The sequence below is a fragment of the Flavobacterium sp. CR10 genome, assembly GCF_055814415.1.
Genome location: NZ_CP185985.1, coordinates 4,276,191 through 4,301,972 on the forward strand (window position 1 = coordinate 4,276,191; position 25,782 = coordinate 4,301,972).

Annotated in this window: 18 protein-coding genes; 8 read left to right on the forward strand and 10 right to left on the reverse strand. The window is 35.2% G+C overall.

Annotation, left to right across the window (positions count from 1 at the left end):
- Positions 1-387: 387 nt before the first annotated feature.
- Genes ACNRYB_RS18250 through ACNRYB_RS18260 form a run of 3 tightly spaced genes read right to left on the reverse strand, consistent with a single transcriptional unit; the run spans position 388 to position 5,795 of the window.
- Positions 388-1,155: a SusE domain-containing protein gene (locus ACNRYB_RS18250; protein WP_026729738.1), complete on the reverse strand. Its 768-nt coding sequence runs from the start codon at positions 1,153-1,155 to the stop codon at positions 388-390.
- 18 nt (positions 1,156-1,173) lie between these two features.
- Entirely contained in the window at positions 1,174-2,781 is a 1,608-nt protein-coding gene (locus ACNRYB_RS18255) for a RagB/SusD family nutrient uptake outer membrane protein (RefSeq protein ID WP_026729737.1), read from the reverse strand.
- A 35-nt stretch (positions 2,782-2,816) separates the two neighbouring features.
- Positions 2,817-5,795: a SusC/RagA family TonB-linked outer membrane protein gene (locus tag ACNRYB_RS18260; protein ID WP_473728239.1), complete on the reverse strand. Its 2,979-nt coding sequence runs from the start codon at positions 5,793-5,795 to the stop codon at positions 2,817-2,819.
- A gap of 529 nt (positions 5,796-6,324) precedes the next feature.
- Between ACNRYB_RS18260 and ACNRYB_RS18265 the strand changes: the two genes are divergently transcribed.
- The gene (locus tag ACNRYB_RS18265; protein WP_473728240.1) at positions 6,325-6,522 is read left to right on the forward strand and encodes a hypothetical protein; all 198 of its coding nucleotides are present in this window, start codon (positions 6,325-6,327) and stop codon (positions 6,520-6,522) included.
- 287 nt (positions 6,523-6,809) lie between these two features.
- Here the strand turns inward: ACNRYB_RS18265 and ACNRYB_RS18270 are convergent, their stop codons facing one another.
- From ACNRYB_RS18270 to ACNRYB_RS18290, 5 genes are all read right to left on the reverse strand, one after another.
- Entirely contained in the window at positions 6,810-8,921 is a 2,112-nt protein-coding gene (locus ACNRYB_RS18270) for a glycoside hydrolase family 97 protein (RefSeq protein ID WP_026729735.1), read from the reverse strand.
- A gap of 246 nt (positions 8,922-9,167) precedes the next feature.
- A complete protein-coding gene (locus tag ACNRYB_RS18275) occupies positions 9,168-10,802 on the reverse strand; it encodes a DUF6377 domain-containing protein (protein ID WP_129747001.1) in 1,635 nt (544 codons plus the stop codon).
- Positions 10,803-10,927: 125 nt separating this feature from the next.
- The gene (locus ACNRYB_RS18280) at positions 10,928-11,335 is read right to left on the reverse strand and encodes a hypothetical protein (protein ID WP_026729733.1); all 408 of its coding nucleotides are present in this window, start codon (positions 11,333-11,335) and stop codon (positions 10,928-10,930) included.
- Positions 11,320-11,502: a hypothetical protein gene (locus ACNRYB_RS18285; protein ID WP_473728241.1), complete on the reverse strand. Its 183-nt coding sequence runs from the start codon at positions 11,500-11,502 to the stop codon at positions 11,320-11,322. Before ACNRYB_RS18285 ends, ACNRYB_RS18280 begins: the two co-directional genes overlap by 16 nt.
- A gap of 410 nt (positions 11,503-11,912) precedes the next feature.
- Entirely contained in the window at positions 11,913-13,379 is a 1,467-nt protein-coding gene (locus ACNRYB_RS18290) for an outer membrane protein assembly factor BamB family protein (protein ID WP_473728242.1), read from the reverse strand.
- Positions 13,380-13,533: 154 nt separating this feature from the next.
- On the opposite strand from ACNRYB_RS18290, the gene ACNRYB_RS18295 reads away from it, so the two are divergent.
- Both ACNRYB_RS18295 and ACNRYB_RS18300 read left to right on the forward strand, forming a co-directional pair.
- Entirely contained in the window at positions 13,534-14,598 is a 1,065-nt protein-coding gene (locus tag ACNRYB_RS18295; protein WP_473728243.1) for a sensor histidine kinase, read from the forward strand.
- On the forward strand, positions 14,585-15,310 hold the full coding sequence (locus ACNRYB_RS18300; RefSeq protein ID WP_111376076.1) for a LytR/AlgR family response regulator transcription factor: 726 nt from the start codon (positions 14,585-14,587) through the stop codon (positions 15,308-15,310). Before ACNRYB_RS18295 ends, ACNRYB_RS18300 begins: the two co-directional genes overlap by 14 nt.
- A gap of 72 nt (positions 15,311-15,382) precedes the next feature.
- On the opposite strand, the gene ACNRYB_RS18305 is transcribed toward ACNRYB_RS18300, so the two are convergent.
- Complete coding sequence (locus ACNRYB_RS18305) at positions 15,383-17,098, reverse strand: BCCT family transporter (RefSeq protein ID WP_473728244.1); 1,716 nt, start codon at positions 17,096-17,098, stop codon at positions 15,383-15,385.
- A gap of 959 nt (positions 17,099-18,057) precedes the next feature.
- Positions 18,058-18,309, reverse strand: coding sequence for a hypothetical protein (locus ACNRYB_RS18310; protein WP_129746996.1), 252 nt, complete (start codon positions 18,307-18,309; stop codon positions 18,058-18,060).
- Positions 18,310-18,682: 373 nt separating this feature from the next.
- Between ACNRYB_RS18310 and ACNRYB_RS18315 the strand changes: the two genes are divergently transcribed.
- The 5 genes from ACNRYB_RS18315 (at position 18,683) to ACNRYB_RS18335 (ending at position 25,555) form a co-directional block, all read left to right on the forward strand.
- Complete coding sequence (locus tag ACNRYB_RS18315) at positions 18,683-19,183, forward strand: TraB/GumN family protein (protein WP_129746995.1); 501 nt, start codon at positions 18,683-18,685, stop codon at positions 19,181-19,183.
- An 87-nt stretch (positions 19,184-19,270) separates the two neighbouring features.
- On the forward strand, positions 19,271-19,660 hold the full coding sequence (locus ACNRYB_RS18320) for a hypothetical protein (protein WP_473728245.1): 390 nt from the start codon (positions 19,271-19,273) through the stop codon (positions 19,658-19,660).
- Positions 19,661-19,818: 158 nt separating this feature from the next.
- Positions 19,819-20,901 (forward strand): efflux RND transporter periplasmic adaptor subunit, encoded by a 1,083-nt coding sequence (locus ACNRYB_RS18325; RefSeq protein ID WP_473728246.1) that lies wholly within the window; start codon positions 19,819-19,821, stop codon positions 20,899-20,901.
- A gap of 21 nt (positions 20,902-20,922) precedes the next feature.
- Positions 20,923-24,129 carry an efflux RND transporter permease subunit gene (locus ACNRYB_RS18330; protein ID WP_473728247.1) on the forward strand — a complete coding sequence of 1,069 codons (3,207 nt, stop codon included), beginning with the start codon at positions 20,923-20,925 and terminating at the stop codon, positions 24,127-24,129.
- On the forward strand, positions 24,119-25,555 hold the full coding sequence (locus tag ACNRYB_RS18335; protein ID WP_473728248.1) for a TolC family protein: 1,437 nt from the start codon (positions 24,119-24,121) through the stop codon (positions 25,553-25,555). Before ACNRYB_RS18330 ends, ACNRYB_RS18335 begins: the two co-directional genes overlap by 11 nt.
- The last annotated feature ends 227 nt before the right edge of the window (positions 25,556-25,782 follow it).

Consider the following 25,782-nt stretch of genomic DNA (forward strand, 5'->3'; position numbering starts at 1 on the left):
AAAAAAGAGAGCAATATAAGTTTGTTCAAAGATTTTTTTAAAAGGCAAAGATTTTTTTAAAAGGCAAAGATTTTTATAAGAAAGGATATGCAATTAAAGAATAATTACACTTATCCCTTGATAAAATTTACTATCAAGAAATAGAAAAATTGTTAAAATAATTTCTTGCCTGATTCTGAAAATAACATGACAAAAAGAATCAGCGAAGCCGATCGAGAAGTGAGCATTATGATTCAAAATATTGTAGCTACAGCAGTGAGGGCTATCAAAAAAAAAAAGAATATAACCTAACTACGAACAAACTATTGATTGGCAGTAATTTCGATTTGTCCCGATAGCATTATTAAAAAAGGCCATCCTAAGATGGCCTTTTATCACAATGGAAAATTAATAATTTTTTGTAACAGTGTAAGTTTTTGCAGTGAAGTCAACTACAATAGTATAGTTTCCTGTTGTTACAATTGGAATATTCGTGCCGCCTGCATCTAAAGTTCCATCACTTCCATTATCGCCGTAATTTGTTGCCCAGTCATCATCTAATCTAAATTTGATTTCCCCCGCGGCTAAATCCATCGTGATGGAATATTTTTTAGAAGCTGAATTATAATTTAAGTCAGCATCGGCTGTCCAACCGTCACCACCTGTTGTTGCTGCCGTCGCGCTGCCAATTATGCCCCAGTTTGGCCATGCAGGGTATGGCGTTACGGTGATAGTGTAAAAATTAGATGTTTGCGGCAGTGCGTTAACTGCACCGACTGTAGATCTAATTCGTACATCCAGCTTTCCTTCGACAAAAGATGTAAGCCCAGCATTTAAAGCGACGGCATTTAATTCTTCAACTGTAAAGCTTTTAAATGTAGCGGTGGTTACACTCGCTATAGTAGGATTTTTAAAATCGGTACCAGCTTTTGCCACTTCAATTGTATAATTAATAACTGTTTCAGTTCCCTCATAATGTGCTTCATTCCAAACAAAAGTAGTCGCTAAGCTTGTAGCATTGGCATTTTCGAGCACAATATTAAAATTAGATTGCGGAGTGAGCAGTACTGGCGCAATCCCCTCAGTGATTACCGGTCTGTTTTCAACATCATCAGCATTACATGACACTATTAATATGGCAATTAATGCAGCCAGAATTTTATATATATTTTTCATTTTATTATCTTTTATATGTTAGTTATATCCAGGGTTTTGTTTTAAAGTCGGGTTAGCTTGAATGGTTGTGCTGGGAATTGGCATAATATCTCTGTAGGATTGTGTAGAAGTCCCATTTTGAATGCCTCCCTTCCATTGCCATAGTTTACTTGAACCGGTAAATTTGTCAAATCGAATTAAATCAGTTCGCCTGTGGCATTCCCAAAACAATTCTCTTGCCCTTTCCGCAAGAATAAAATCTAATGTTAAATCGGAAGTTGAAATACTAGTTGCATTAGCTCTTTTTCTGATTTTATTCACGTAACCTAAAGCTGTTTCGATATTGCCGTTTGATGCACCTCTTAAAGTTGCTTCAGCATACATTAAATATGCATCTGATAATCTAAACATCGGAAAATCTGTATCTGGAATATCATTTCTTTGCGCTGCGCTTCCATCAGAATTTACATTAGTGTACTTGGTAACTGCGTAACCGTTTGAAAAAGCACCTACGTTAGCAATATCTAAGGTTTGTCCATTGGTATAGAAAGTGCCTCTGACATCTCCAGTAGCATTTTCATCGGGAAACAATTGAACAAATTCTTTTCTTGTTCTGATGCCTGACCAGCCCCCATCCATCCCTTGGGTCGCGGCATCCATTGTTCCTCCTATAGAAGCGTGCAAAATGAAGCTCATACCTCCGCCTGTAGCTCTAATAGCATTACCGTCATTGATCACCGGGAAAATAAATTCATTTTGCGCTCCATTGACATTATTGTCAGCTGCAAATAAATATCGGTATGGCACATCTGCAAAACTGTAAGCTGAATTAATAACATCATTGCAGGCCGCTATTGCCTCATCATTCTTTGCCGTTCCGCTATATACTTTTGCATTAAGATAAATTTGCGCCAATAAAAATTTAGCAGCTGTTTTATCTATTCTTCCGTATTCATTTGCTCTTGAAGCGGCAAGGCTTTTGTCTAAATCTTTCAATTCGGATTCAATGAATGCAAAAACTTCTGCTCTTGCTTTTTGTTCGGGATAGAAAAAACCAACTGGGTCCTTCTCCGTGATAATAGGCACATTACCAAAGAGATCCATCAAATTATAGTATGAAAATGCTCTTAAGAAGCGGGCCTCTGCCCTAAAGGTGGTAATTTCACTTTTCAGGCTGGCATCAACACCTCTTTCTGCTAATTTTTCATCTGTGGTTTGCCTTAAAAATTCATTAGCAATACTAATATGGTAAAAAGCTCTGGAATACAATCCATATAAGAATTGATTATTGGTGCTCCACGTCTGAAAATTTAATGCTGGCAGACCATCATCTCCCCACGATACAATAGCTTCGTCCGTTGTAAACTCTTGCATTGCAAACAATAACCTCAAATAGCTGCTAAAATCTCCTCCAATTCCAGCAATATCAGCAATTCCATCACCATCATTTCCTCCGACATATAAACCTGCATACAGCTTAGCCAATCCTTGTTTATAGGATGAGGGGTCTTTAAAAAAGGAATCTGATAAAAATTCATCATCGTCTTTTGGGGTCACTTCTAGGTCGCTTGTACACGAAGTAAGCACCATATTTAATCCAAAAATGAATAGAAGAAAATAAGCTATATATTTAAATGATATTTTCATTTTTATTTTTTTAAAATTTGTTCATGAATGTACTATTACAAATTGGCATTAACTCCAAAGAAGTAAGTTCTGGCTCTTGGATAAACATTACCATCAATGCCATTAAACTGTTCAGGATCCAAACCGTCGTATTTTGTGAAAGTCAAAACATTTTGAACTCCTGCAGAAAATCTCAATGCGGCAGACTTTAATATCTTTTTCCCTAATGCATAACCTATTGTCAGGTTATCTAATTTTATGAAAGATGCATCTTTTATGAAATAATCAGAATAGTTGCGTTGGGTTCCATTTGAATTAGTTTCAGCATCAAAACCCGTGTTATAATAATCTATAGTAACATTGGCCAAATCAGTTTCTCTTCTTAAGCCTGCCTGCAGGTATCCTTTATCAGAGCTTATATTGTCAAAAACATAATTTCCTAAACTAGCTCTCCAATTCATTGTAAAATCAAAATTTTTGTAATTCAATGTGCTGACAAAGCCAAACGTATAATCCGGTGCCGCTTTGTGAAGCCTGTAACGGTCCTCGGTGTTAATTTGCCCGTCTTTATTTCTATCTGCGTAAGCTCCTTGGATCGGTCTTTTGTTTGCATCATATAGCTGCTCATAAACATAAAAGGTATTGGGAGCAAATCCTACAGAGTTAATTTGTATCTGATTACCATTACCACCTGCAATACCTCCAGTGGTATATCCTTGAAAACCCGGAACAGTAAAGCCTAAATTGGTTATTTCCTGTTTAATATAAGTTGCATTAAAAGCTAAATTCCAGTTTAAATTATCATTTTTTATAATGTCTGATTCGATGCTAAATTCAACACCATCTGTCTTTACGCTGCCTACGTTAGAAAAACCCTGATTTCTCATATTCGCGCCATCAGGATAAGCAATAAAAGCTAAAAGATCATTTGACTTTTTATTAAAATAGTTGATGGATCCTGTTATTCTATTATTGAATAATCCATAATCTAAACCTATATTGGCTTCAGCTAATTCTTCCCATTTAATGTCTGGATTATAACCTTCAGTCCTTGCTACCCTGTAGATAGTGTTTCCAAAAATATACTGAGAGTTCACCGTGCCCAAAGTCACTCTTTTTAGATAATCGTACGAAGCACTAATATCCTGCTGTCCAGTCTCACCATACCCTAATCGTAATTTAAGATTTGATAAAGCACTATTATCTTTCAAAAACGACTCACTTGAAATGTTCCATGCGAAAGCAGCGCCTGAAAAATTACCCCATCTGTTTTTTTCAGAAAAACGCGAAGTACCGTCTCTTCTATAATTCAATGTTAATAAATACCTGCCATCATATCCTAGATTTACACGACCAAAATAAGACTGCAAATTAATATCTGGATCCGTTTGAACATCAGGCTCAGTACCGGGAACTCTTATATTATTAGTTGTAAATCCTTCTCTTTGAAACATTTGATAGTTATAGCCTGCCGTAACATCAGTTTTAAACTTTCCTAAATCTTTGCTATAATTAAAATAGGCATTTAAGTTTTTATTTTGGCGCGAGTCCGTATAATGCGTATTTCCTCCTTTATTCACCCAATTTCCTGAGCTAAAAACATTAGGCTGATATCCAGTGGCACTTTCAGTGCTTATATCTATAAATCCGTTGCTATCAAATTTATCAATGCCCAATTCAAGCACAGCCCTTAAATCTTCAAAGAAATGCAAATTATAATCTAACCTTACATTTCCCCATTTTCTAGTAGAGGTTGAACTGTTGTTCGTCTGATCTAATAAAGCCACAGGGTTCCTTCCTGGCAATAAGGGTAAATTGCCATTTGCTTCTAACCATTCGAAATATCCGCCATAACGAGATCCCGTCTGGTATACTGGCTGCGTAGGATCAAATCCTATTGCATTGCCAATCACAGCGCCTTGATTTTGAAATCTATTTTTACCAAAAGACAAATTACCGTTAATATCAACTTTTAAATGATTATCAAATAAAACAGGATTCATAGTCAATGAAGCAGTAGTCCTCTCAAAGCTTGTATTTTTTAATATTCCAGGGTTGTTTGTGTTGCCTAAAGAAAGCCTAACAGGAAGCTTGCCAAATAGTGCACCGCTTGCGGATACATTATTGTTGGTTGTCAGTACAGTATGAAAAATTTCATCTTGCCAATTTGTATTGGCAGTGCCTAACAATGCCTTCTGAGCTGCTGAACCTTTTTCATTTACTAAATTCCGAAATTGATCAGCACTCAATACATCGACTGTATCAGCAACAGTATCTACGCCGGTTTGAGAATTGAATGAAACCTTCATTCCAGCCTTAGAGCCTTTCTTTGTTGTAATTACAATTACACCATTTGCAGCCCTAGATCCATAAATTGCAGCCGCAGATGCATCTTTTAAAACTGTAAACGACTCAATATCATTAGGATTTATTGTAGCCAAAATACTTGTAGCTCCGTTAGGGACCGCATTACTAGTGGGAAGTCCGTCTATTACAATTAAAGGTTCGTTTGAAGCATTTAACGATGAGCCTCCTCTAATTCTAATGTCCGCTTTTGCTCCAGGCGCTCCTCCGCCTGTTATATTCACGCCTGAAATACGACCCTTAATTAAACTCTCAGAAGTAACGTTAATCCCTTTATTAAAGTCTTTTGCTGCAATTTGTGAAACAGAACCTGTTGCATCTTTTTTCTTAACAGTTCCGTAACCTACCTGAACTAGAACTTCTTTGAGCTGGTTTGCATCTTCTTCTAAAAAAACATTTAATGTTTTTTGTCCTATGTAATCAATGGTCTGGGTTTTGTATCCAATGAAAGAAACAACAATTTTGTTTCCGCTTCTAACATTTGACAGTTGGAAATTACCGTCAAATCCCGTAGATGCACCGTTTGGAGCACCTTGTACATTTAAATTTACTCCCGGTATTGGCTGACCCGTCCTTTTGTCAGCAACAGTACCGCTTAACGTGTTCTGGGCTAATACTGTAAAAGGCACCAATAGAAATAAAAATAACAACTTTCTGTAAATTGTTTTCATAAGTTTGGTTTAAATAAGTTTGGTTGTTAGTAATACTGTTTTTGCAAATATCGCTATGATCTAAGGAGAGATTATTTCGATTTCGCTGACACAAAATTATGAAGCGTTTAAAGTCTTAATTTTGACAATAAAAAAAATGTAGCTAAACGAGTTGTTACATACGCGCAAACACCTTAAAAACAAACAATTAACACCATTTAACACCTGTAAAAAGTAGTGCCTATGTAGTAAAAAATCAGATTTGAGCTAGGCAAATCGCATTTGCAAAAAAGTTAGTTTAACATTAGATTTATTACGCTAGTAAAAATTGTTAATTCTTTAATGCTCTGCGCTTCAATCGAAATATTTTAAATTAAAATGCCTTAAAAAAACTAATTGGTTTGATCTCTCTCAATAATCCTGAAGGCACAAAATCTAATATATTTTGTAGAAGATTTTCTGATTTGATCCTTAAGTGTTGATAATGCAGAATATGCAGGAAGATTTTTAATTCTGCCCACCGCCAAAGGTTTGTTTCAATAGTTTTTTCTTGCTAGGAATCTCCAAAAAAAAAGTCACAAAACAGGAAGGAGAAACTTTAAGTTATCAGCCTAAATACGCAAAGGCAGATCAGAAATTGAATTTTCAGAGTAGCATCCTTGCCGAAATGGCGGGATCTTTTGAGGCTGATATACCGAATATATCTTTTAATTGTGAATATGGTCCGCTTTTGAATGCTGATGGCTAAAAAGCCATCTATCATTAAAAACTTGAAGGAGACTAAACTTCTAGAAATATTCAGCACCATAATCGTTGGAGGCTCAACTGAAAGAAAGCACTCTAGGAAGTACTTATGGGGATGCATCTTGGAATTGAAATTTTCCGAGTTGAAGTAAAAAGAATATGAATAGGACTGTTTGCACAATGAAGATAAAAACCCCTCAAATTGCTTTGAGGGGTTTAGGGATAATAAAACAGCTTTGATTTTATTTAAACAATTAAATAGGTAAAATTAATTTCCAAAGTCATTAGTCTCTATTTCAATTCAATAATACTTATAGCATAACCGCCTCCCGGAGCAGTATATTGCGCTAATTTAGATTTACTATCAACTTTTATCTTTCGAATAATATAAGCCTGCGGATTGGTTTTGTAATGCGCTTCTTTTGCATCTGCATAAATGGTTGCTTGGTAATTTTTACCTTTTTTTAGGAAATCCAAAGTAATAGATGAAGTTCTTGATTTTTCACCATTTACGTTACCTATAAACCAATCCTCCGTTCCTTTCGCTTTTCTTGCAACTGTGATGAATTCTCCAGGGTCAGCTTCTAAATATTTACTCTCACTCCAGTCTACAGCAACATCTTTAATAAATTGGAAAGCATCTGGAAAACGCTCGTAATTTTCCGGCAAGTCAGCAGCCATTTGCAATGGGCTGTACATTGTTACGTACAATCCTAATTGATTTGCCAAGGTGCTGTTTAAATGCGAATTGTTTTCTGGATTAATTTTGCTGATATTCATTTCAAAAATTCCAGGAGTATAATCCATTGGGCCGCCAATTAATCTGGTAAATGGCAAAATTGTAACGTGATTAGGCTTGGATCCCCCAAAAGCCTGGTATTCTGTTCCTCTAGCCGATTCATTTCCAATTAAATTTGGATAAGTTCTGCAAATCCCTGTTGGACGAATCGCTTCATGTGCGTTGACCATGATTTTATAGTCTGCCGCTTTTTCAATTGCAAACTGATAATGATTGACAAGCCATTGATTATAATGATTTTCACCGCGCGGAAGGATTGGCCCCACATAGCCGCTCTTTACAGCATCATAACCATTGTCTTTCATAAAACGATAAGCTTTGTCCATATGACGTTCATAATTGCGTGTAGAGCCGGAAGTTTCGTGATGCATGATTATTTTAATCCCTTTCGATTTGGCATACTCCTGAATTCCTTTTACATCAAAATCAGGATAAGGGGTTACAAAATCAAAAACATAATCTTTAGACTGGCCAAACCAATCTTCCCAGCCTTCGTTCCAACCCTCTACCAATACCGCACTAAACCCATTTGCAGCTGCGAAATCAATGTATTTTTTTACATTAGCCGTATTGGCGCCATGTTTTCCGTTGGGTTTAGCTTTTGCATAATCGGTAAGCCCTAATTGCACTGTTGGATATTCATCGGTATAGGCCCAAGTGCTTTTCCCTGTAATCATTTCCCACCAAACCCCAACGTATTTCATTGGTTTAATCCAAGAAGTATCCTCGATTTTACAAGGATCATTTAAGTTCAAAATCATTTTTGAAGCCAAAATTTCCGTGGCATCATCACTTGCCATAATAGTTCTCCAAGGCGATTGGCAAGGTGCCTGCATATAGCCTTTATCACCTTTGGCGTCTGGCGTTAACCACGATTCAAAAACCATATTCTTGTCATCCAAATTCAAATGCATACATGAATAATTAATTAAGGCGGCTTCATGCAGATTGATAAAAAGCCCATCTGCTGTTTTCATCATCAGGGCCGTCTGGACTCCTGTCGGCGAAAAAGATTGCTGCGAAACATTTTCGGTAGTGGCTTTTTTAGTCAAACCTCTTATTTCAGACAATTTAGAAGTCGTATAATCGTATTCCTGAGTATCATAATCTCCTGGAATCCAGAAAGCGGTATGGTCTCCATTCATTGCAAACTGGCTTTTTTCTTCTTTAATAATAAAATAAGTTAGATTTTTTTGCAAAGGAAATTCATAGCGAAAGCCTAAACCTTCGTCAAACAATCGGAAACGGATAACCAGCTGTCTATCGGTTCCTTTTTGGTTTAGGGTTACCGCCAATTCATTATAATGGTTACGAATGCTGGCTACTTCTCCCCAAACTGGCTTCCAGTTTTCGTCAAAAGTACTCTTGGCAGAATCAATAACTGTGAAATCATTCAGTAATGATTTTGAATCATTTTTCAGCTCCAATCCCAGTTTGCTCGGCTTAATAACTACCTTGTCCTTATAATTCAAGCTATAAATGGGTGTGCCATCACTTTGTAAAGAAAACTTCATTTGAAATTTTTGATTGGGAGATTTTAATTGCTGCGCCAACAAGCTATTAGATGCCAGGCACAGCAAGGTCAATAGTAAGAAATGTTTCATTTGAATTGAGTTAATAAAATTAATGGTTTGTTTTAGCTTTTTTAGTTCCATCAAATTTAAAGCGTTTTTTCGGCCACAATTCTTGCTATGATGGTTTGGTAGCAAAAAGTCAGCCCTAAAAAGCATAATGAATTTATTTTAAATAACTTAACGATACTTAATCCTACGAAAAAGTAGTAATTTGGTAGAATAATAAAAGCCTTTTTACTATAAGAAGAGTAAAAAGGCGGCAAATTTTAAAAAAAACTATATATTAGTCTCTATTCGCATCACATTTGCTTCAAATTTATCCCGAGGACCTAAAGCTTTATTTCTTAGTTTGGTTCTGTAATTATAAATCGTAGATAAAGAATAGCGCAAAAAATCCGCAATTTTTACACTATCTGAAATTCCTAGTCGGATTAAGGCATATATTCGCAATTCAGTATTCATCAACTCTCCGGGTTTTAATTTAATACACTCATTATCAATAAGCAATTCATTAAATTCTTCAATGAAATTTGGAAAAAGAGACAAAAAAGTCTTGTCAAAATTTTTGTAAAATTCTTTTAATTCCACTTCAATGAATTCTTTAGATTTCACGGCTTTGACTAATTCGGCTGTTTTTCCACTGGAAAGAATAACATTCAATCTACGCTGATATTCCTCTAACTTGCTAATATATAGCGAGCACTGATCCATATAACGCCCAATGTAAATTTCCTTAACCAAATTAGCCTCTATAAGCGTTGAGTTGGCATAATTTAATCTTTCATTAAAACTGTTCAACTCTTTATTTAATTCAACGAGCTTACTGTTGGCCAAACTAATTTCCCTTTTGGCTACGGATTTTTTTTTCATCTCTTTAAATAGCAAAACCAAAGCAACCATTAACAATAGAGATAAAATACTCACACTTATTAAAAACATTATCAATTGCCAACGGTTGGTTTCATTCTGTTTTTGATAAGCTAGATCGATGATAGACAGCATTCTAGAAATTTCGTAGGTCCTCAAACGGGCATTGCAAAAAAGCGCATCTTCCAAAGAGCGTTGGATATATTTATAGGCCCGGTCTACATCATCTTCTTTATACATGATAAAAGCCAAAGATCGAAGTGAAATGTATTCCCTTTTATCTAATTTCAAATCTGAAATTGCCGATTTGATTAACCACTTTTTCTCCTGATGGAAATTTTTCTTCTTTTGGTAGGTTCTAGATATAATATAGGCTACGATTGCTCTATCAGGATCATTTTTATCCATTTTATAAAAATAATCGTGTAACATTTGAAGGGTCTTGTCATATTGCCTTTTTTCAAACAAAATATTCGCTTGAGTAATAACATTCGATTTTGACTCGTACTTAAAAACGGAATCCCGAAACTGTTCGCTCAATTGTTCGTAGCTTTTTTTTTCCTGTTTGGAGGCGGCATATATGGACATATACAGATACAGGGAACTCTGTACGCCGTAGTAGAAGCTCTTAATTTCAGGCGTAGAATGTATATCGATCCCTTGCAAAATATCGGTTGCTTCTTTATACATCCCCAAAGTTCCCATAATAGATGCTAAATTCAATTTTGCAGTATTAATTTTGGTTAAATCCTTTAAGATGTTAGCCGCTATTAAACTTCTACGGGCATAATTTAAAGCTGAATCTGACTGATAAGCCCTGTATTCATTATATAACTTTTCAAATATCTCATATTTCTGAACGTTCGTAGAAGTTAATTTCTTCAAACTGACAAGTTTACTTATTTCAGTTTCCTTTTTATTATGATAGATTTCTCTTTTATCAATAGCAGCATCTAATTCATCTAACAATGAATTAATTTCATCTTGAGAATATAGTTGTACAGGAAGGCAGATAATAAGGAATAAAGTCCAAAATTTATTCATTCTGTGTTTATTTTGTTTAGATTAAGTTTATAGTTTAATATTATTATCTTGCATTATGAAATCCACCAAAATCAAAAGTCGTGGCTCAAAACGCATCATCATGAAAAGATTTTAAGGATTGATCACTACATAAAAAATCTGCTTGATTTCATCCCCCTGACACAGAAGCCAATATCGTTGAGCTCCAATTCCGGCGAAGGCCAGGTTAGTGTCGCATTATATCGCCAGTGTCCTTCAGCGGCCTTTCCTGCTTCAATCTTTCCTCCCGTCCCCGTAAGTGACGTTCTGCTTTTATCAACAGAAATATAATCAGCATCTACTCTTTGAAACAAATGTGAAATTTCTCTCTGCGTGTTCGTAATCGATTCTCTTGAACCTAAGACATGGCTGGAGATTGCATTTCCACCAATAAAATATTTCCTGTTTTTCCAATTGTGCTTGAAATCCAATCCGCCGGAATACGCTGCTTTTCGCAAAAGCAGAAATTGCGGTTCATCCGTATTTCTGCTGGTTGCCGTTACAATTGCTCCCAAAAAACTATTTCGGCCGTTAAAATCCTTTTAACATAACCAACAAGATTATTGGTAAGCGGTTCTATATGCACTTCTTGTCGTTCTTGACCGTTATCGATTTTGACATATTCGTCTGCCGTAACACTTTCCAGAATACCGAGAGACCAACCGTTCTTTAAATTAATCACTCTTTACTCTCGATATTTATGGCAAATGAGAACCCCGGTCTTTTATCATGGTAGCTGTCAGTATTAACGTCAACCGACCGCCATCAAAGCCATCACTTCTCGACAAACGTTTTATGATTATCCGGTTCATTACCATATTATCTAAAAGCAAAGTACAGGAATTTGGAATCACAGAGTATTTTAGATTTCGTCTGCTCTGTTGGCGGTGTATTCTCATCAGAAAGATTTCCTATAAAATCTGTTTGCCCCCTCAATATCCAAACAGGCATCGTGTTCCTAATGATTTTATGGCATTAACTTTCTTTTCGATTTTGGAAATATCCTATCCTAAACAAATAAAAAGAGAATAGGAATGCCAGAAAAAAAACCGCATTTCATTGTATAGCCGTACAATTTTATTTGGGTTTAAATTATTTGAATTTTGGGTATGAATTATTTCTTGATTTTAGCCCAATTGCGTAACAATTCCCGTCAGCGCTTCCAAAATAAACAGTGTTATTGGAAATAAAAGGAGAAGAAACAATGGAGCCCAATTTATAAAATTGATCCATCACGGTTTTATTGACATCGTAAAAAGAAAAATCAGCCCCTTTGGCAGCATAAGAAAAGTCAAGGAAGCCATTATTTAATATTTCAGAGGCATATAACATTCTGCTATCTGTGCTGAAACAGTTCCATTGCTTGCCCGAAGATTGAACGTTTACTGCAAAGAAATTACCGGTAAAATCTCCAAAGTAAGCCGTATCACCAGCAATCGCCGGAGAAGAATATACATAACCGTTTGCTTTAAACTTATATAATTCTTTTCCACTTTTTGCATCCAGGGCCAACAGTGCAAAAGTGTCGGATGTGCCGACATACAGAACGTCATTCGCTACAACTGGCGAACTGATAATCCAGGAATAAGCCGCGTCATACTTCCAAACCAATTTTCCGGTTTTGGCATTGAGCGCAAATAAAAAAGGATCACGAGCGCCAAAATAAACCATATCATTAGCAACTGCTACGCTAGATTCAATTCCTTTAAAGCCCAATTGCATTCCTGTTGCAAATTTCCATTGCATTTTTCCAGTCTCTGTATCTACGGCATACAGATTAGCATCCCAACTACCAATATAGAGTGTGTTCTTATACAGGACAGGACTGCAGTGAATCGATCCTTTTGCCGCAAATTTCCATTCCAACTCTCCTGTATTTGCATTGAGTGCATATACATTCCCATCACTGCTGCCAAAGAAAATTCTTGGATTTTTATCGTCGGGTTTTATAACAGGAGAGGACAAAAAGAAATCCCACAAATCATCCATGCATTTGTCCACAGGCTTAAAACTCAGAAAACCTATTTCGTCAAACCACTTTTCTCCACCTGTTTTGAATTTCCATTTCATATGACCTGTGTGGATATCAAGAGCATAATAGTAGCCATCAAAACTTCCAATATAGACAGTGTTTTTGAAAACTGCCGGAGAGCTGTGTACCGCACCTCCCGTTTTAAATTTCCAATGTGTTTTGCCCCTTTTCTGATTGATAGCATAAAGATTGCCATCCTCACTACCTATATAAACAATACCATTATAAATAATAGGTGAAGAAAATATTTTTCCACTTGTTTTAAAAGCCCATTTTAAATCGCCTAATAGCATGTGTTTATCTCCGTTAAAAACGCGATTTTGAAATACACTTACAGTTGTGTTTTTTTTCTGCTGTCCAAAAACTGGTAAACTGCTTATTCCAAAAAGAATTCCTATTACTGCAATTAAATACATTGGCTTCATGCTCGGTTTGGTTAGTTTTTTTTTATGACTTGTAGAATTTCTAGCATTTGCAATAAATGCTAAAGACATTAAAATCAAGAAAAAAAAGATTTTTTTTTTCATCTTTGGTTATTTTTTAAGTTAGTTTTTGAACGAAAGTTATTTTTCTTTTTCATTCCAAAAAAAGAATTTATTTAAACAACATGATTTGCATTGCAGATAACAATTTTGATTTGAAATAAAGCCTTATTTTTGCATTAATATAAAACTTGACCAATTGGGGCAAATCAGCTACAATCCCGAAAACAAATCTCAAAAGATAAAACTCTATACCTTGTACTGGTTGGGTTATATTTTACTGTTTAGTATGATCCAGGGACTTCCGGAAGACGATTTCATTATGGCTTGGCGAAACGAATGGTACAGCGTTTTGCCTAAGATACTGTTCGTGACTATTATTGTTGAGTTTTTAATGCCTAATTTGTTATTTAAGAAAAAAACTGCCATTTTTATCGGTTGCTATGTTCTTCTGATTCTAGTTTTTGCATTCTTGCAGCGACTAATTGACAATTATATAATATTACGTTATTATATGACTTTCTGGAAGAGAGAACCTCTTTTGTCGGCACCAGTCTTTTTGTACAATGTGAGTAAATTACAATTTGTAGTTACAACGCCAATTGCATTTAAACTTTTATATTATTTAGCAGAAGAAAAAAATAAGGTCCAGACGATTTTATCCGAAAAGCTTCAAGCAGAATTATCCTCGCTCCGAAACCAGTTCCATCCACATTTTCTATTCAATGTCCTGAATAGCTTATACTCTAAAATTTTGAACAAATCAGATGATTCTGCTGAAATTGTGATTAAAATATCGGATCTGCTTCGGTTTTCGATTTACGATTTGAACAATAAAAGTATCTCTCTGCAAAACGAAATAGATTATCTCAAAAATTATATTTCGTTACAACAGCTGCGTTTTGAAAATCAGCTTCAATTGAGTTTTAGCGTTTATGGAAATGTTGAGAATCATTTTATTGAGCCTTTTTTGATACTTCCATTTATCGAAAACAGCTATAAGCATTGTTTAGATGAGAACAATCAGGGCTGGATTACAATTGCTATTAATGCAAGCGATGAATGGCTTGTGGTTAAAATTGAAAATAGCCTGCCTGAGCATTATAATACTATAGGAGATAATGTGCGCAGCGGAATTGGAATTGCAAATGTAAAAAGGAGATTAGAGCTGCTATATCCTGCAAAACATACTTTGACCATAAAAAATGAGATGTTAAGTTTTTTTGTTTCCTTAAAAATAAAGATAAAAGATGTCAGCAATTAATTGTATTATAATTGAAGATGAATTACCGGCCTCTATTTTACTGGAACTTCATATTGCGAAGTTTGATTTTCTGGATTTGAAAGGAAAATTTACCAGTGTTTCCAATGCGCAGAATATTTTAAAATCGCACAAAATTGATCTTATTTTTTTAGATATAAATTTACCGGGAAAATCAGGAATAGAATTTGCCAAAAGTCTGCATGCAGAAACCGCTGTAATTTTCACAACTGCTTATACAGAATATGCTGTCCAAGGATTTGAGATTGATGCTCTCGATTATATTTTAAAACCAATTTCTCTAGAACGTTTTACGAAAGCTATAAATAAATACAGTAAAGCCAGAGAGTTCAATGAAACGATATTACATTCTAAAAAACAAGAGAAAGAAAATCCGTTTATTTTTGTGAAATGTGAAAGAAAGATGGTGAAACTTTTTCTGGAAGAAATAAGCTATTTTGAATCTCAAGGCAATTATTTGTTGATTTTTACCACTACAGAATGTTATAAGACCTACCAATCCATTACTGAAATGCAAGAGAAACTGCCTGAAGGTTTGTTCTGTAGAATTCATCGTTCATTTTTAGTAGCAACAAATAAAATAACAGGCTTCAGCACTAGTATTGTCAATATCAAAAATAAGCAATTGCCTATCGGAAGATTTTATCATGCATACGTATCTCGTATCTTAAATTCTTTACATAATTACCACTGATTTCTGTCGATTCCACTCCACTTCTTATGGATGTAATATCCATTACTATTACAGGGGTATGTTATAAAAGTGCTATAGAGGGTTTTCATAGGAATTAATTTTGGCCTGGATATTACTTTTTGCAAATTCGGATTCTAATTCTATAAATGCTTCATGTATACTGGTATTGATAAATTCATCAACAGATGATTTATCATGAAAAGAAACAATCTGCTTTAGGCGCTCTTTCCAAGATGCTCCCGACCAGGGAACGGTAGTGCGGGAAAAATCTTTTTCATAATACTTTCTATCTATAGAAAGAGCTTTCATAAGACTTACTATAAAGAGCAGCATTATTATTGAAAACGGAAGTGCAGTAATCAATGTCATGCTCTGAAGTGCTGCCAAACCACCGGCATTAAGAAGCATCAATGCAAGCACTGCCAAAAGAATTCCCCAGCTTATTGTCTGCCATTTAGGAGAATTTTCAGCATTTTTGGTTGCAATGCTATTCATTACAAAAATTCCACTGTCTGCTGAAGTTACAAAGAAAATAATAATGATCGAAATTACAATGAAACTCAACGCTCTTGTCAGAGGAAGATATTCCAAAAAACTAAACATCAAAGCATCAGGATTACCCGCTAATGCACTCAGTGCGCCGTTGGCTGTATGCAAATCAAACCAAATGGCGCTTCCGCCAAAAACAGACATCCAGATAAAATTAAACAAGGTCGGCAATATCAAAACAGCGCCAACAAACTCTCTAATAGTTCTGCCCTTAGAAATTCTAGCAATAAAAAGTCCAACATAAGGCGACCACGAAATCCACCAAGCCCAGTAAAGAATGGTCCAGTTATAAAACCAAGGCTGGGTATTTTCTTCATAAATGTGCGTATTAAAAGTAAGGCTGAAAAAACTATTGATATAAGTCCCGATTCCTTCTGTAAAACTACCAATAAGATAGACCGTCGGACCCAGAATCAATACAAAAAGAAGCAAAAGTATTACACTTGCAATATTGATTCCGCTGAGAATTTTAACTCCTTTATCCAAGCCACTCACCGCTGAAAAAATGGACAAAGAAACTAATACGGCAACAATCATAACCTGATAAACAAAACTGTTTTCAGGCACAACATTCAACATCTGTAACCCTGAATTGATCTGCACCACACCAAAGCCCAGCGTTGTAGTAATTCCAAAAAATGTACTGCAAAGCGCAAAAACATCAATTATATTTCCCCACCTGCCTTTAATTTTATCTTTCAATAAAGGATAAAAGCAACTCCTAAGCGAGAGCGGCAATCTGTATCGGTATGTAAAATAAGCTAAGGAAAGCCCGACCACTCCATAAATTGCCCAAGCATGGATTCCCCAATGAAAAAAGGTATAAAGCTGGGCATTCTGAGTTCTTTGAACAAGAGTTTTTCCAGCAAAAATTTCATTGGAATAATGCTGCATCGGTTCCGCAACGCTAAAATACATCAAACCAATTCCCATTCCTGCAGCAAAAAGCATTGAAATCCACGAGAAAAAAGAATAATCTGGTTTGCTATTATTCCTTCCAAGCCGGATATTTCCGTATTTGCTTATCATTAGATAAATCAAGAACAAAACAAAAATGGTAACTGACCAAACGTATACCCAGTTCAGATTAACAAAAATGAAATTTTTCATGACATTCAGAAGATCTTCAGTAAAGCCTGGAGAAATAGCCGACAGCACACAAATTCCTATAATAAAAACCAAACTGGGCACCGTAACACCTATACTAAGTGTTGTTTTTTTTTTGTGAAATTGCTGCATATAATTTCTAATAATTAGGTTAAATGAAAAATAATCAGAAAAAATCCGATATTAACTTTAAATTCCAAAGAAATATAAAACTAAATACAAGCTGTTACAAATGAAGTTTTGACAGAGAAGATAACAGACCTACCTAACAAATATAAAGAAAATAAATAAAAAACAGGAATTAAATCAAATATGGAGTTGCCTTCAAAAGTACCACAAAAAGTTTAGGCGGATTTGCAAAGAATTTTCCATTTCAAATTTTATGGCAGAATCCTGCCCTTAAGCCTTTACCTTGCACCTAGTTCCTTAAAATCAAGCTCTTCACCGCTGAGATTTGAATGGCAGAGCGTCTTTTTTAAAAAATCAGAAATCATGTAAACCATTCAATGAATAGGCAGATTGCTTTTTTTTTACTGAACTACTTATTAATCTACTGTTCTACTGAAGCTAAAATTTGGTTTGCTTCTCTAATGATCTTTCAAAAAGAAGGGAAACTATTTTTTTCAATTAAAGCCATAGAACGAATATCAATTAGTTTCAACTTGCCAAAATGCTTATAATATTATGGATTATGGTGGAAGTCTTTATTTTTTAAAAGACAAAAAAATAAAATTAGCTCAATGAAAGTGAGCCTGTCCAGAGCCCGGAATATAGAATTCATTAAATTACCTTAAACTCTATTATTCAGAATACAGAATTCACAATACCTATTTTACTTAACAAATTATCCCATATTATTTTCTCGGGAATAATTTAAGAAATCATATTGATTTTTAAATCAATCCCAAACAGTACACCCACACCAAACTCATAATGCCAATAAAAGACAACCCCTGCTTGCAGGCCAAATCTCGCCTAGTGCTTAAAATTTTGGTTTAAAAAATTCCGTTGCAATAAAAAAACATACCACATCATCAGACAGCAGGCTCATCTCTCCCTGTCTGGCAGTTTAACTCTTCTCAGCTTTAAATTTAATAGCTGTTTATGGAAATAGTATCGGCAAGATTCTCCGAGCTGATGAATCCCGAAATATATTCCTCCACTTCCCTGCGATGCTCGGGTAGCGTTTCAAAGCTGTTAATATGAAACTCATCGTCCTGGTCCATAATGTGGATAATTTCTGTATAGCCCTTTGATATAAGGCTGCCCTTTAATCTGATAAAGGTGAGCTGCTGGCGGGGGTCCAAATCTTTTCTCACTTTTAATCGTATAGCTTTTTCCATAGCAAAAGATCTGTTGTTTGAAACTTTTTGTATTCTCATCCCAAATATAAAATTTAATCTTTTTCCGAGATAGTGAAGTATGTTAAAAATTGTAGTTTTCCCAATAAAAACAGCTCTTGATTACTCCGCATTCATTTCCGGATGATCTGGCCGCGTCATGTTATCAAAAAGTAGAAGCTCAGAAAAATACGGTAGTGACAGATTTAGGTTCGAAACGGTCCATCCAATAAATCCGAAATATTTTTTTACGAACGAGTTCGAGTCCTTTTCCCGCTAAGGCAAAAAGCTTAAAAGAAACCTGAAGCTTTTTTTTGTTTTTAACGATCTTTATAACTCTCTTTGTCTACATTCAACATAATTTCAATTTATTTAAATGAAAAATACTCTACTACTGGTTATTTTAATTTGCCAGATTGGTAAAGCGCAGAGTTTAAATCAGAAAGTTATTGTTTTACCTGAAAACACTTCGGTAGAAGATTTCTCTTTTTTAAAGGAAGAAATAAAAGAAGCTCAAGTGGTAATGCTTGGCGAAAAAACACATTTTGACGGAAATGTTTTTGAAATGAAAACCAAGATTGTTGAGTCCTTGCATCAAGAAATGGGTTTTAATACCATCTCATTTGAGTCTGGTATTTATGATGTTTGGAAAGCGCAAAAAAACATTAATAAAGGAGTTATTACTAAAGAAGCCCTAAAAAAGTCATTGTTTACAATTTGGGCTAAACGAAAAGAATTTCAAAATTTCATCAATTATTTTGATCGCAACAAAAAAGATTTAAGCTTTATAACCTCATTTACCGCCCACCTATTTCCACACATTTATTGCAGCCCAGCTGCAGTCAAAAATTGTTTTGTCCATCCTTCTCAATCATGATAATCGGGAGATATCAAATAAAATTTTCTAATAAATAAAGTCAAACCATTGCTTTTATGGCATCGTTTGTTTAAATTTGTGACTCTTATGAAAAATTGGTGCACTAAATTTTTACTTTCAATAGTCATTCTCTTAAATGGATATGGGAATGTTTATGCACACAATAACATTGTTTTATATAAAAAGTTTTCGTTCTGTACTCTTGCAGATCATACTCAAAGTGAATCCAAATTAAATCGAGGACGTTCATTTGAATCTTTTAAAAGAAAAATATGCCTTTTCGATAATGAAGAAAACGAGGATAATTTTTCGGCTACCCAAAAACAGCTTGTAAAAAACAACTACTTTTTAATTTTTCATACAAGTAATCATTTTGTCGTTTCTGCGATTGCTTTTACCCAAAAAGTAAATAACTGCAAAATTTTCAGTTTACTTGACAATAAAGTATATCTGTTATTTCAGGTTTTTAGAATTTGATTTTTAACGCTATTGCTTGCCAATAGCCAATCACTTTATAGTTTTATCCTCTGTGTTCTTTAGTTAGATAATAGACGGATATGAACTTCTATAGTCTATTCCCAAAGACCTTTTTATCTAAAATCAAAAATAAATTACATTTTAACGCTGAAATAATTATGAAGAGAATTTTCATGATCATGACTTTATGCGCCTTAGTTTTTGCGGGCTGCAATTCTAAAAAAGAAGAAGAAAAAGAAGAAAAAACCAAATTTCTTGTTACAAATCCAATCGAAAAAGATACTACCATTACAAAAGATTACGTGTCACAAATACATTCTATTCAACATATTGAGATAAGAGCTCAAGAGCGCGGTTATCTTGAAAAAATATATGTAGACGAAGGACAAATGGTAAAAAAAGGCCAGCTCCTATTTAAAATCATGCCTGCTCTTTATGAAGCCGAAATGAAAAAATCAAAAGCTGAAGTAAGTTTCAGTTCAATTGAATATCAAAACGCTAAAAAGTTAGCTGATGAAAAGGTGGTTTCTCTAAATGAACTGGCAATGGCAAAAGCTAAATTAGAAAAAGCAAATGCTGAAATGGCTTTAAGCAAAGTTCATCTTCAGTTTACAGAAATCAGAGCGCCTTTTGATGGAATCATTGACAAGTTTCACGTACGTCAGGGAAGTTTAGTTGATGAAGGAGAATTGCTTACAGAATTGGCAGATAACAGCTCAATGTGGGTATATTATAACGTTCCAGAATCTGAATATCTGGATTATCAGGAAAAGGCTGAAAAAAGCGGCAAGATGAAAGTCAGTCTTTTGATGGCTAATAACAAAAAATTCCCTTATTCCGGAGTGGTTGAAACTATCGAAGCGGATTTCGATAATGAAACCGGAAATATTCCATTTAGAGCCGTTTTTCCTAATCCAAAAAGATTATTGAGACATGGAGAAACAGGAAGCATTCAAATGCCTATCGAACTTAAAAATGCTATGCTAATACCTCAAAAAGCGACATTTGAAGTTTTAGACAAAAAATATGTGTATGTAATTGATAAAAATAATGCTGTAAAATCTAGAGAGGTTGTTATTGCTGCCGAAATGCCTCACCTATTTGTAATAAAGGAAGGTTTGTCTGTTCATGATAAAATACTTTTAGAGGGGCTTCGTCTTGTAAAAGAAAATCAAAAAATAGACTACGAAGTGGTAAAACCGCAATCGGTTATGTCCAATTTAGAATTGTATGCAGAATAACCGAATCTAAAAAAAGAACACATGTTTAATAAATTTATACATAGACCCGTTTTTGCAATTATAATTTCGATTATAATTGTCTTTATAGGTACGCTGTCCATCAAACAGCTTCCTATATCGCAATTTCCACAAATTGCGCCCACAACCGTAAATATCTTTATCGCTTATCCAGGTGCAAGTGCCGATGTACTGGTAAAATCTACCTTAATTACCTTAGAGAATTCGCTTAATGGTACACAAGGTGTTCGTTACATGGCTACAGATGCAACGAGTGCCGGAGAAGCAACACTTAGAATAATTTTTGAACCAGGAACCGATCCTAATGAAGCTGTAATTAGAGTTAAAACAAGGGTAGATCAGGTAATGCCATTACTGCCTGAACTGGTTCAGCGTGAAGGAGTCGTTATTACTCCTATTCAACCGAGTATGTTAATGTATATCAACCTTTACTCGAAGAGCAGAAGCATGGATGAGAAGTTTCTCTACAACTATGCCGATGTAAAAATGATTCCAGAAATCAGCCGTGTTAAAGGTGTTGCGAGAACTCAGATTCTTGGAAGCCGTAAATACGCCATGCGCGTTTGGTTGAATCCAGATCGAATGAGAGCTTATAAAATTTCTGTTGAAGAAGTTATGCAAGCACTTCAAGAACAAAGCATTATTGGTCGTCCTGGGCGATTAGGACAAAGTTCTGGTATTGCTGCACAATCTTTAGAATATGTGCTGACGTATAAAGGAAGATATGATGAACCTAAACAATATGAAAATGTAATTGTACGTGCCAATTCTGAAGGAGAAAGCATTCGATTAAAAGATATTGCAAAAGTAGAACTGGGAAGCGAATTCTTTGATATTTACTCCAATCTAGACGGTCATCCTTCTGCAGCAATTGTATTAAAACAAAACTACGGAAGTAACGCGAGTGACGTAATTAATGATGTTAAAGCGAAACTGGAAGAAATGAAAGCGAGTTTTCCTCCAGGAATGGATTATAAAATTAGTTATGACGTTTCGCAATTCTTAGATGCTTCTATCGACCAAGTTGTTCATACTTTGAGAGATGCTTTCATTTTGGTTGCTTTGGTTGTATTTATATTTTTAGGAGATTGGCGTTCTACTTTAATTCCAATTATTGCCGTTCCAGTATCTTTAATTGGCGCTTTCTTTGTGATTCAGCTGTTTGGAATGTCAATCAACTTGGTTACTCTCTTTTCATTGGTATTAGCAATCGGAATTGTAGTCGATAACGCTATTGTCGTCGTCGAGGCCGTCCATGCCAAATTTGAAGAATTCCCGCATATTACGCCCTATCATGCCGTTAAATTAGTATTGGGCGAAATTGGAGGTGCCATTATTGCTATTACAGCCGTTATGGTTTCTGTATTTATTCCTGTTTCGTTTATGTCTGGTCCCGTGGGAACTTTCTACAGACAATTTTCGGTTACGATGTCGAGCTCAATTATTATTTCTGCCATTGTAGCTTTGACCCTTACTCCTGTTCTCTGTGCCATTCTTTTGAAAAACAATCATAGAAAACAGAAAAAAGGAAATATCCTGACAAAATCTCTAGATGCTTTTAACAGATGGTTTGAAAGACTTACAGGCCGCTATGTTGTGGTTTTAAAAACAATTGTAAGCAGAAGAGTTTTAACTTTCGGAATTCTAATTGCCTTCTGTGCTTTTATTTTTATAGAAAATAAAGTACTTCCTTCTGGATTTATTCCGAGTGAAGATCAGGGAACCATTTACGGAATCATTCAAACGCCTCCTGGCGCTACTTTAGAAAGAACCAATCAGGTTGCTCAAAAATTGCAGAAAATCTGTGAAAAAGTCGAAGGCGTTGAATCTGTTTCTTCTTTGGCAGGTTATGAAATCATGACAGAAGGTCGTGGTTCTAATGCTGGAACCTGTTTGATTAACTTAAAATCATGGTCTGACAGAAAACATTCTGTAACAGAAATCATGGAAGAATTAGAAAAGAAATCTAAAGATCTAGGTGCTGTCGTAGAGTTTTTTGAACCGCCTGCAATTCCAGGATTTGGTTCTTCTGGCGGTTTTTCTATGCGTTTACTAGACAAAACTACCAGCACCAATTATCAGGAATTTGATAAAATCAACAAGCAGTTTATGGCAGAACTAGGCAAACGTAAAGAGCTTTCTGGTTTGTTTACTTTCTTTGCCGCCAATTATCCGCAGTATGAATTGGAGATCAATAATGATTTAGCAATGCAAAAAGGCGTTTCTATTGGTAAGGCAATGGAAAACTTAAATATTTTAATTGGAAGTACCTACGAACAAGGTTTTATCAAATTTGGACGTTTCTTTAAATTATATGTGCAATCTGACCCGAAATTTAGAAGACTCCCATCAGATGTATTGAATCTCTTTGTAAAAAATGATCATGGAGAAATGGTGCCTTATTCTGCTTTTATGACTCTTAAAAAAACACAGGGACCTAATGAGATCACGCGTTACAACATGTATAATTCTGCTGCTATTCAGGGTCAGCCTGCAAAAGGATACACTACTGCAGATGCCATTAAAGCGGTACAGGAAACCGCTCTTAAAACACTTCCTAAAGGGTATGATATTGCATGGGAAGGTCTTTCTTATGATGAAGCTGGAAGAGGCAACGAATCGCTTTATATCTTTTTAGTGGTATTGGCTTTCGTTTACTTCGTATTGGCTGCACAATATGAGAGTTTTATTATTCCGTTGTCTGTAATTTTATCTATTCCTGTTGGAATTTTAGGTTCGTTTGTCATTCTACAAATAATGGGCTTGCAAAACGATATTTACGCTCAAATCGGATTGATTATGCTGGTCGGATTGCTTGGTAAAAATGCCGTACTGATCGTCGAATTTGCTGTATTAAAACATTCGCAAGGCGCGACAATTCTCGAAGCTGCAATTGAAGGCGCCAAAGTTCGTTTTAGACCCATCTTAATGACATCATTTGCCTTTATTGCTGGTTTGATACCGTTAATTTTTGCTTCTGGAGCAGGCGCAATTGGAAACAGAACTATTGGAGGATCTGCGCTTGGCGGAATGCTTTTCGGAACCATTTTCGGAGTAATCATAGTTCCTGGACTATATTACATTTTTGGTTCATTGGCACAAGGCCGAAAACTAATTAAAGGAGAAGAAGAAAGCTCTTTATCTGATGATTTCATACATCATGTAGATGATTTTTCAAAAAACAATCAAACGGAGGAAAATGAAGAATAACAGAAATATAAAATACGCAGGTCTTATCTGCGTATTACTCTCTATAGTGGGTTGTAAAACAACTTCTATTGTAGAAAAAACAGAAAATAAAACGGTACCCGAAAACTATGCTGATAATGGTTTAGACACTCTAAATACCGGAAAAGTTAAATGGAGAAGCTATTTTACAGATGAAAATTTGGAGAATCTGATTGATATTGCATTGAAAAACAATCAGGAATTGAATATTACGCTTCAGGAAATTGAAATTGCTAAAAGCGAAGTAAAAGCACGAAAAGGAGAATATTTGCCTTTTGTTGGTTTTAGCGCTGGTGCCGATTTAACCAAATCTGGAAGATACACCAGCACAGGTTCTGGCGAAGCAACAACAGATATTATGCCTGGCAAAGAAACACCTGATCCGCTTCCTAATTATCGTTTTGCACTGACTTCAAGTTGGGAAATAGATATTTGGAACAAACTTCATAATGCAAAAAAAGCCGCTTTAAACCGTTATTTAGGTTCTATTGAAGGAAAGAATTTTGTGATTACCAATTTGATTGCAGAAATAGCCGATTCGTATTATGAACTTTTAGCATTAGATAATCAACTAGAAATCACCAAACAAAACATTGACATTCAAACCAATGCTTTAAAAGTGGTTAAAATACAGAAAGAAGCTGCAAGAGTGAACGAACTGGCTGTACGTAGATTTGAAGCGCAGATTTTGAGTACGCAAAGTCTTCAGTTTGATATTCAGCAGCAGATTACCGAAACGGAGAATAAAATCAATTTCTTATTAGGGCGTTTTCCTCAAAAAATTGCTAGAAGCAGCAATACTTTCAGCACTATTACTCCGGCAGATATTCACGCAGGAGTACCTTCCCAGCTTTTAGAAAATCGTCCAGATATTAAAAAAGCAGAAATGGAACTAATTGCCGCAAAACTGGATATTAAAGCCGCTAAAGCGAAATTTTACCCTTCGCTAGGCATTTCAGCAGGGATTGGATATGAAGCTTTTAATACCAAATATTTACTGACTTCTCCAGAATCTCTGTTGTATTCTATAGCAGGCGATTTGGTTGCTCCTCTAATTAATAGAAATGCAATAAAAGCAGAATATCTTACCGCTGGAGCTAAGCAAATTCAGGCTGTATACAATTATGAAAGAACATTGGTAAATGCTTATGTTGAAGTTGCCAACCAATTGTCTAAAATTCAAAATACGGCAAAAAGCTATGACTTGAAGTCACAGCAAGTTGATGCTTTAAACGAATCTGTTCAGATATCTAACAATTTGTTTAGTTCTGCCAGAGCAGATTATATGGAAGTTTTATTGACTCAAAAAGATGCTTTAGAATCTAAATTTGAACTTATCGAAACCAAAAAACAGCAGATGAACGCCTTTGTTAATGTTTACAGAGCATTGGGAGGCGGCTGGAATTAGTAGTTTTCATAAATATTTCCATCAGAAAATAGGCCTTCTTTTGTGAAGGTCTATTTTAATTCGGAATGGAAATTGCTGCATTATATTAGAGATATTAAACCCTTTAATTAAATTGATAAAAAAATGAGTTTTAAAGAAGTTATAATTAATGCAGGTGCCCCAAGAGATTTACGGCATCTGCTTAGTTCTTTGCATATAGACCACCAGCAGTCGTTAGAATTATGCTG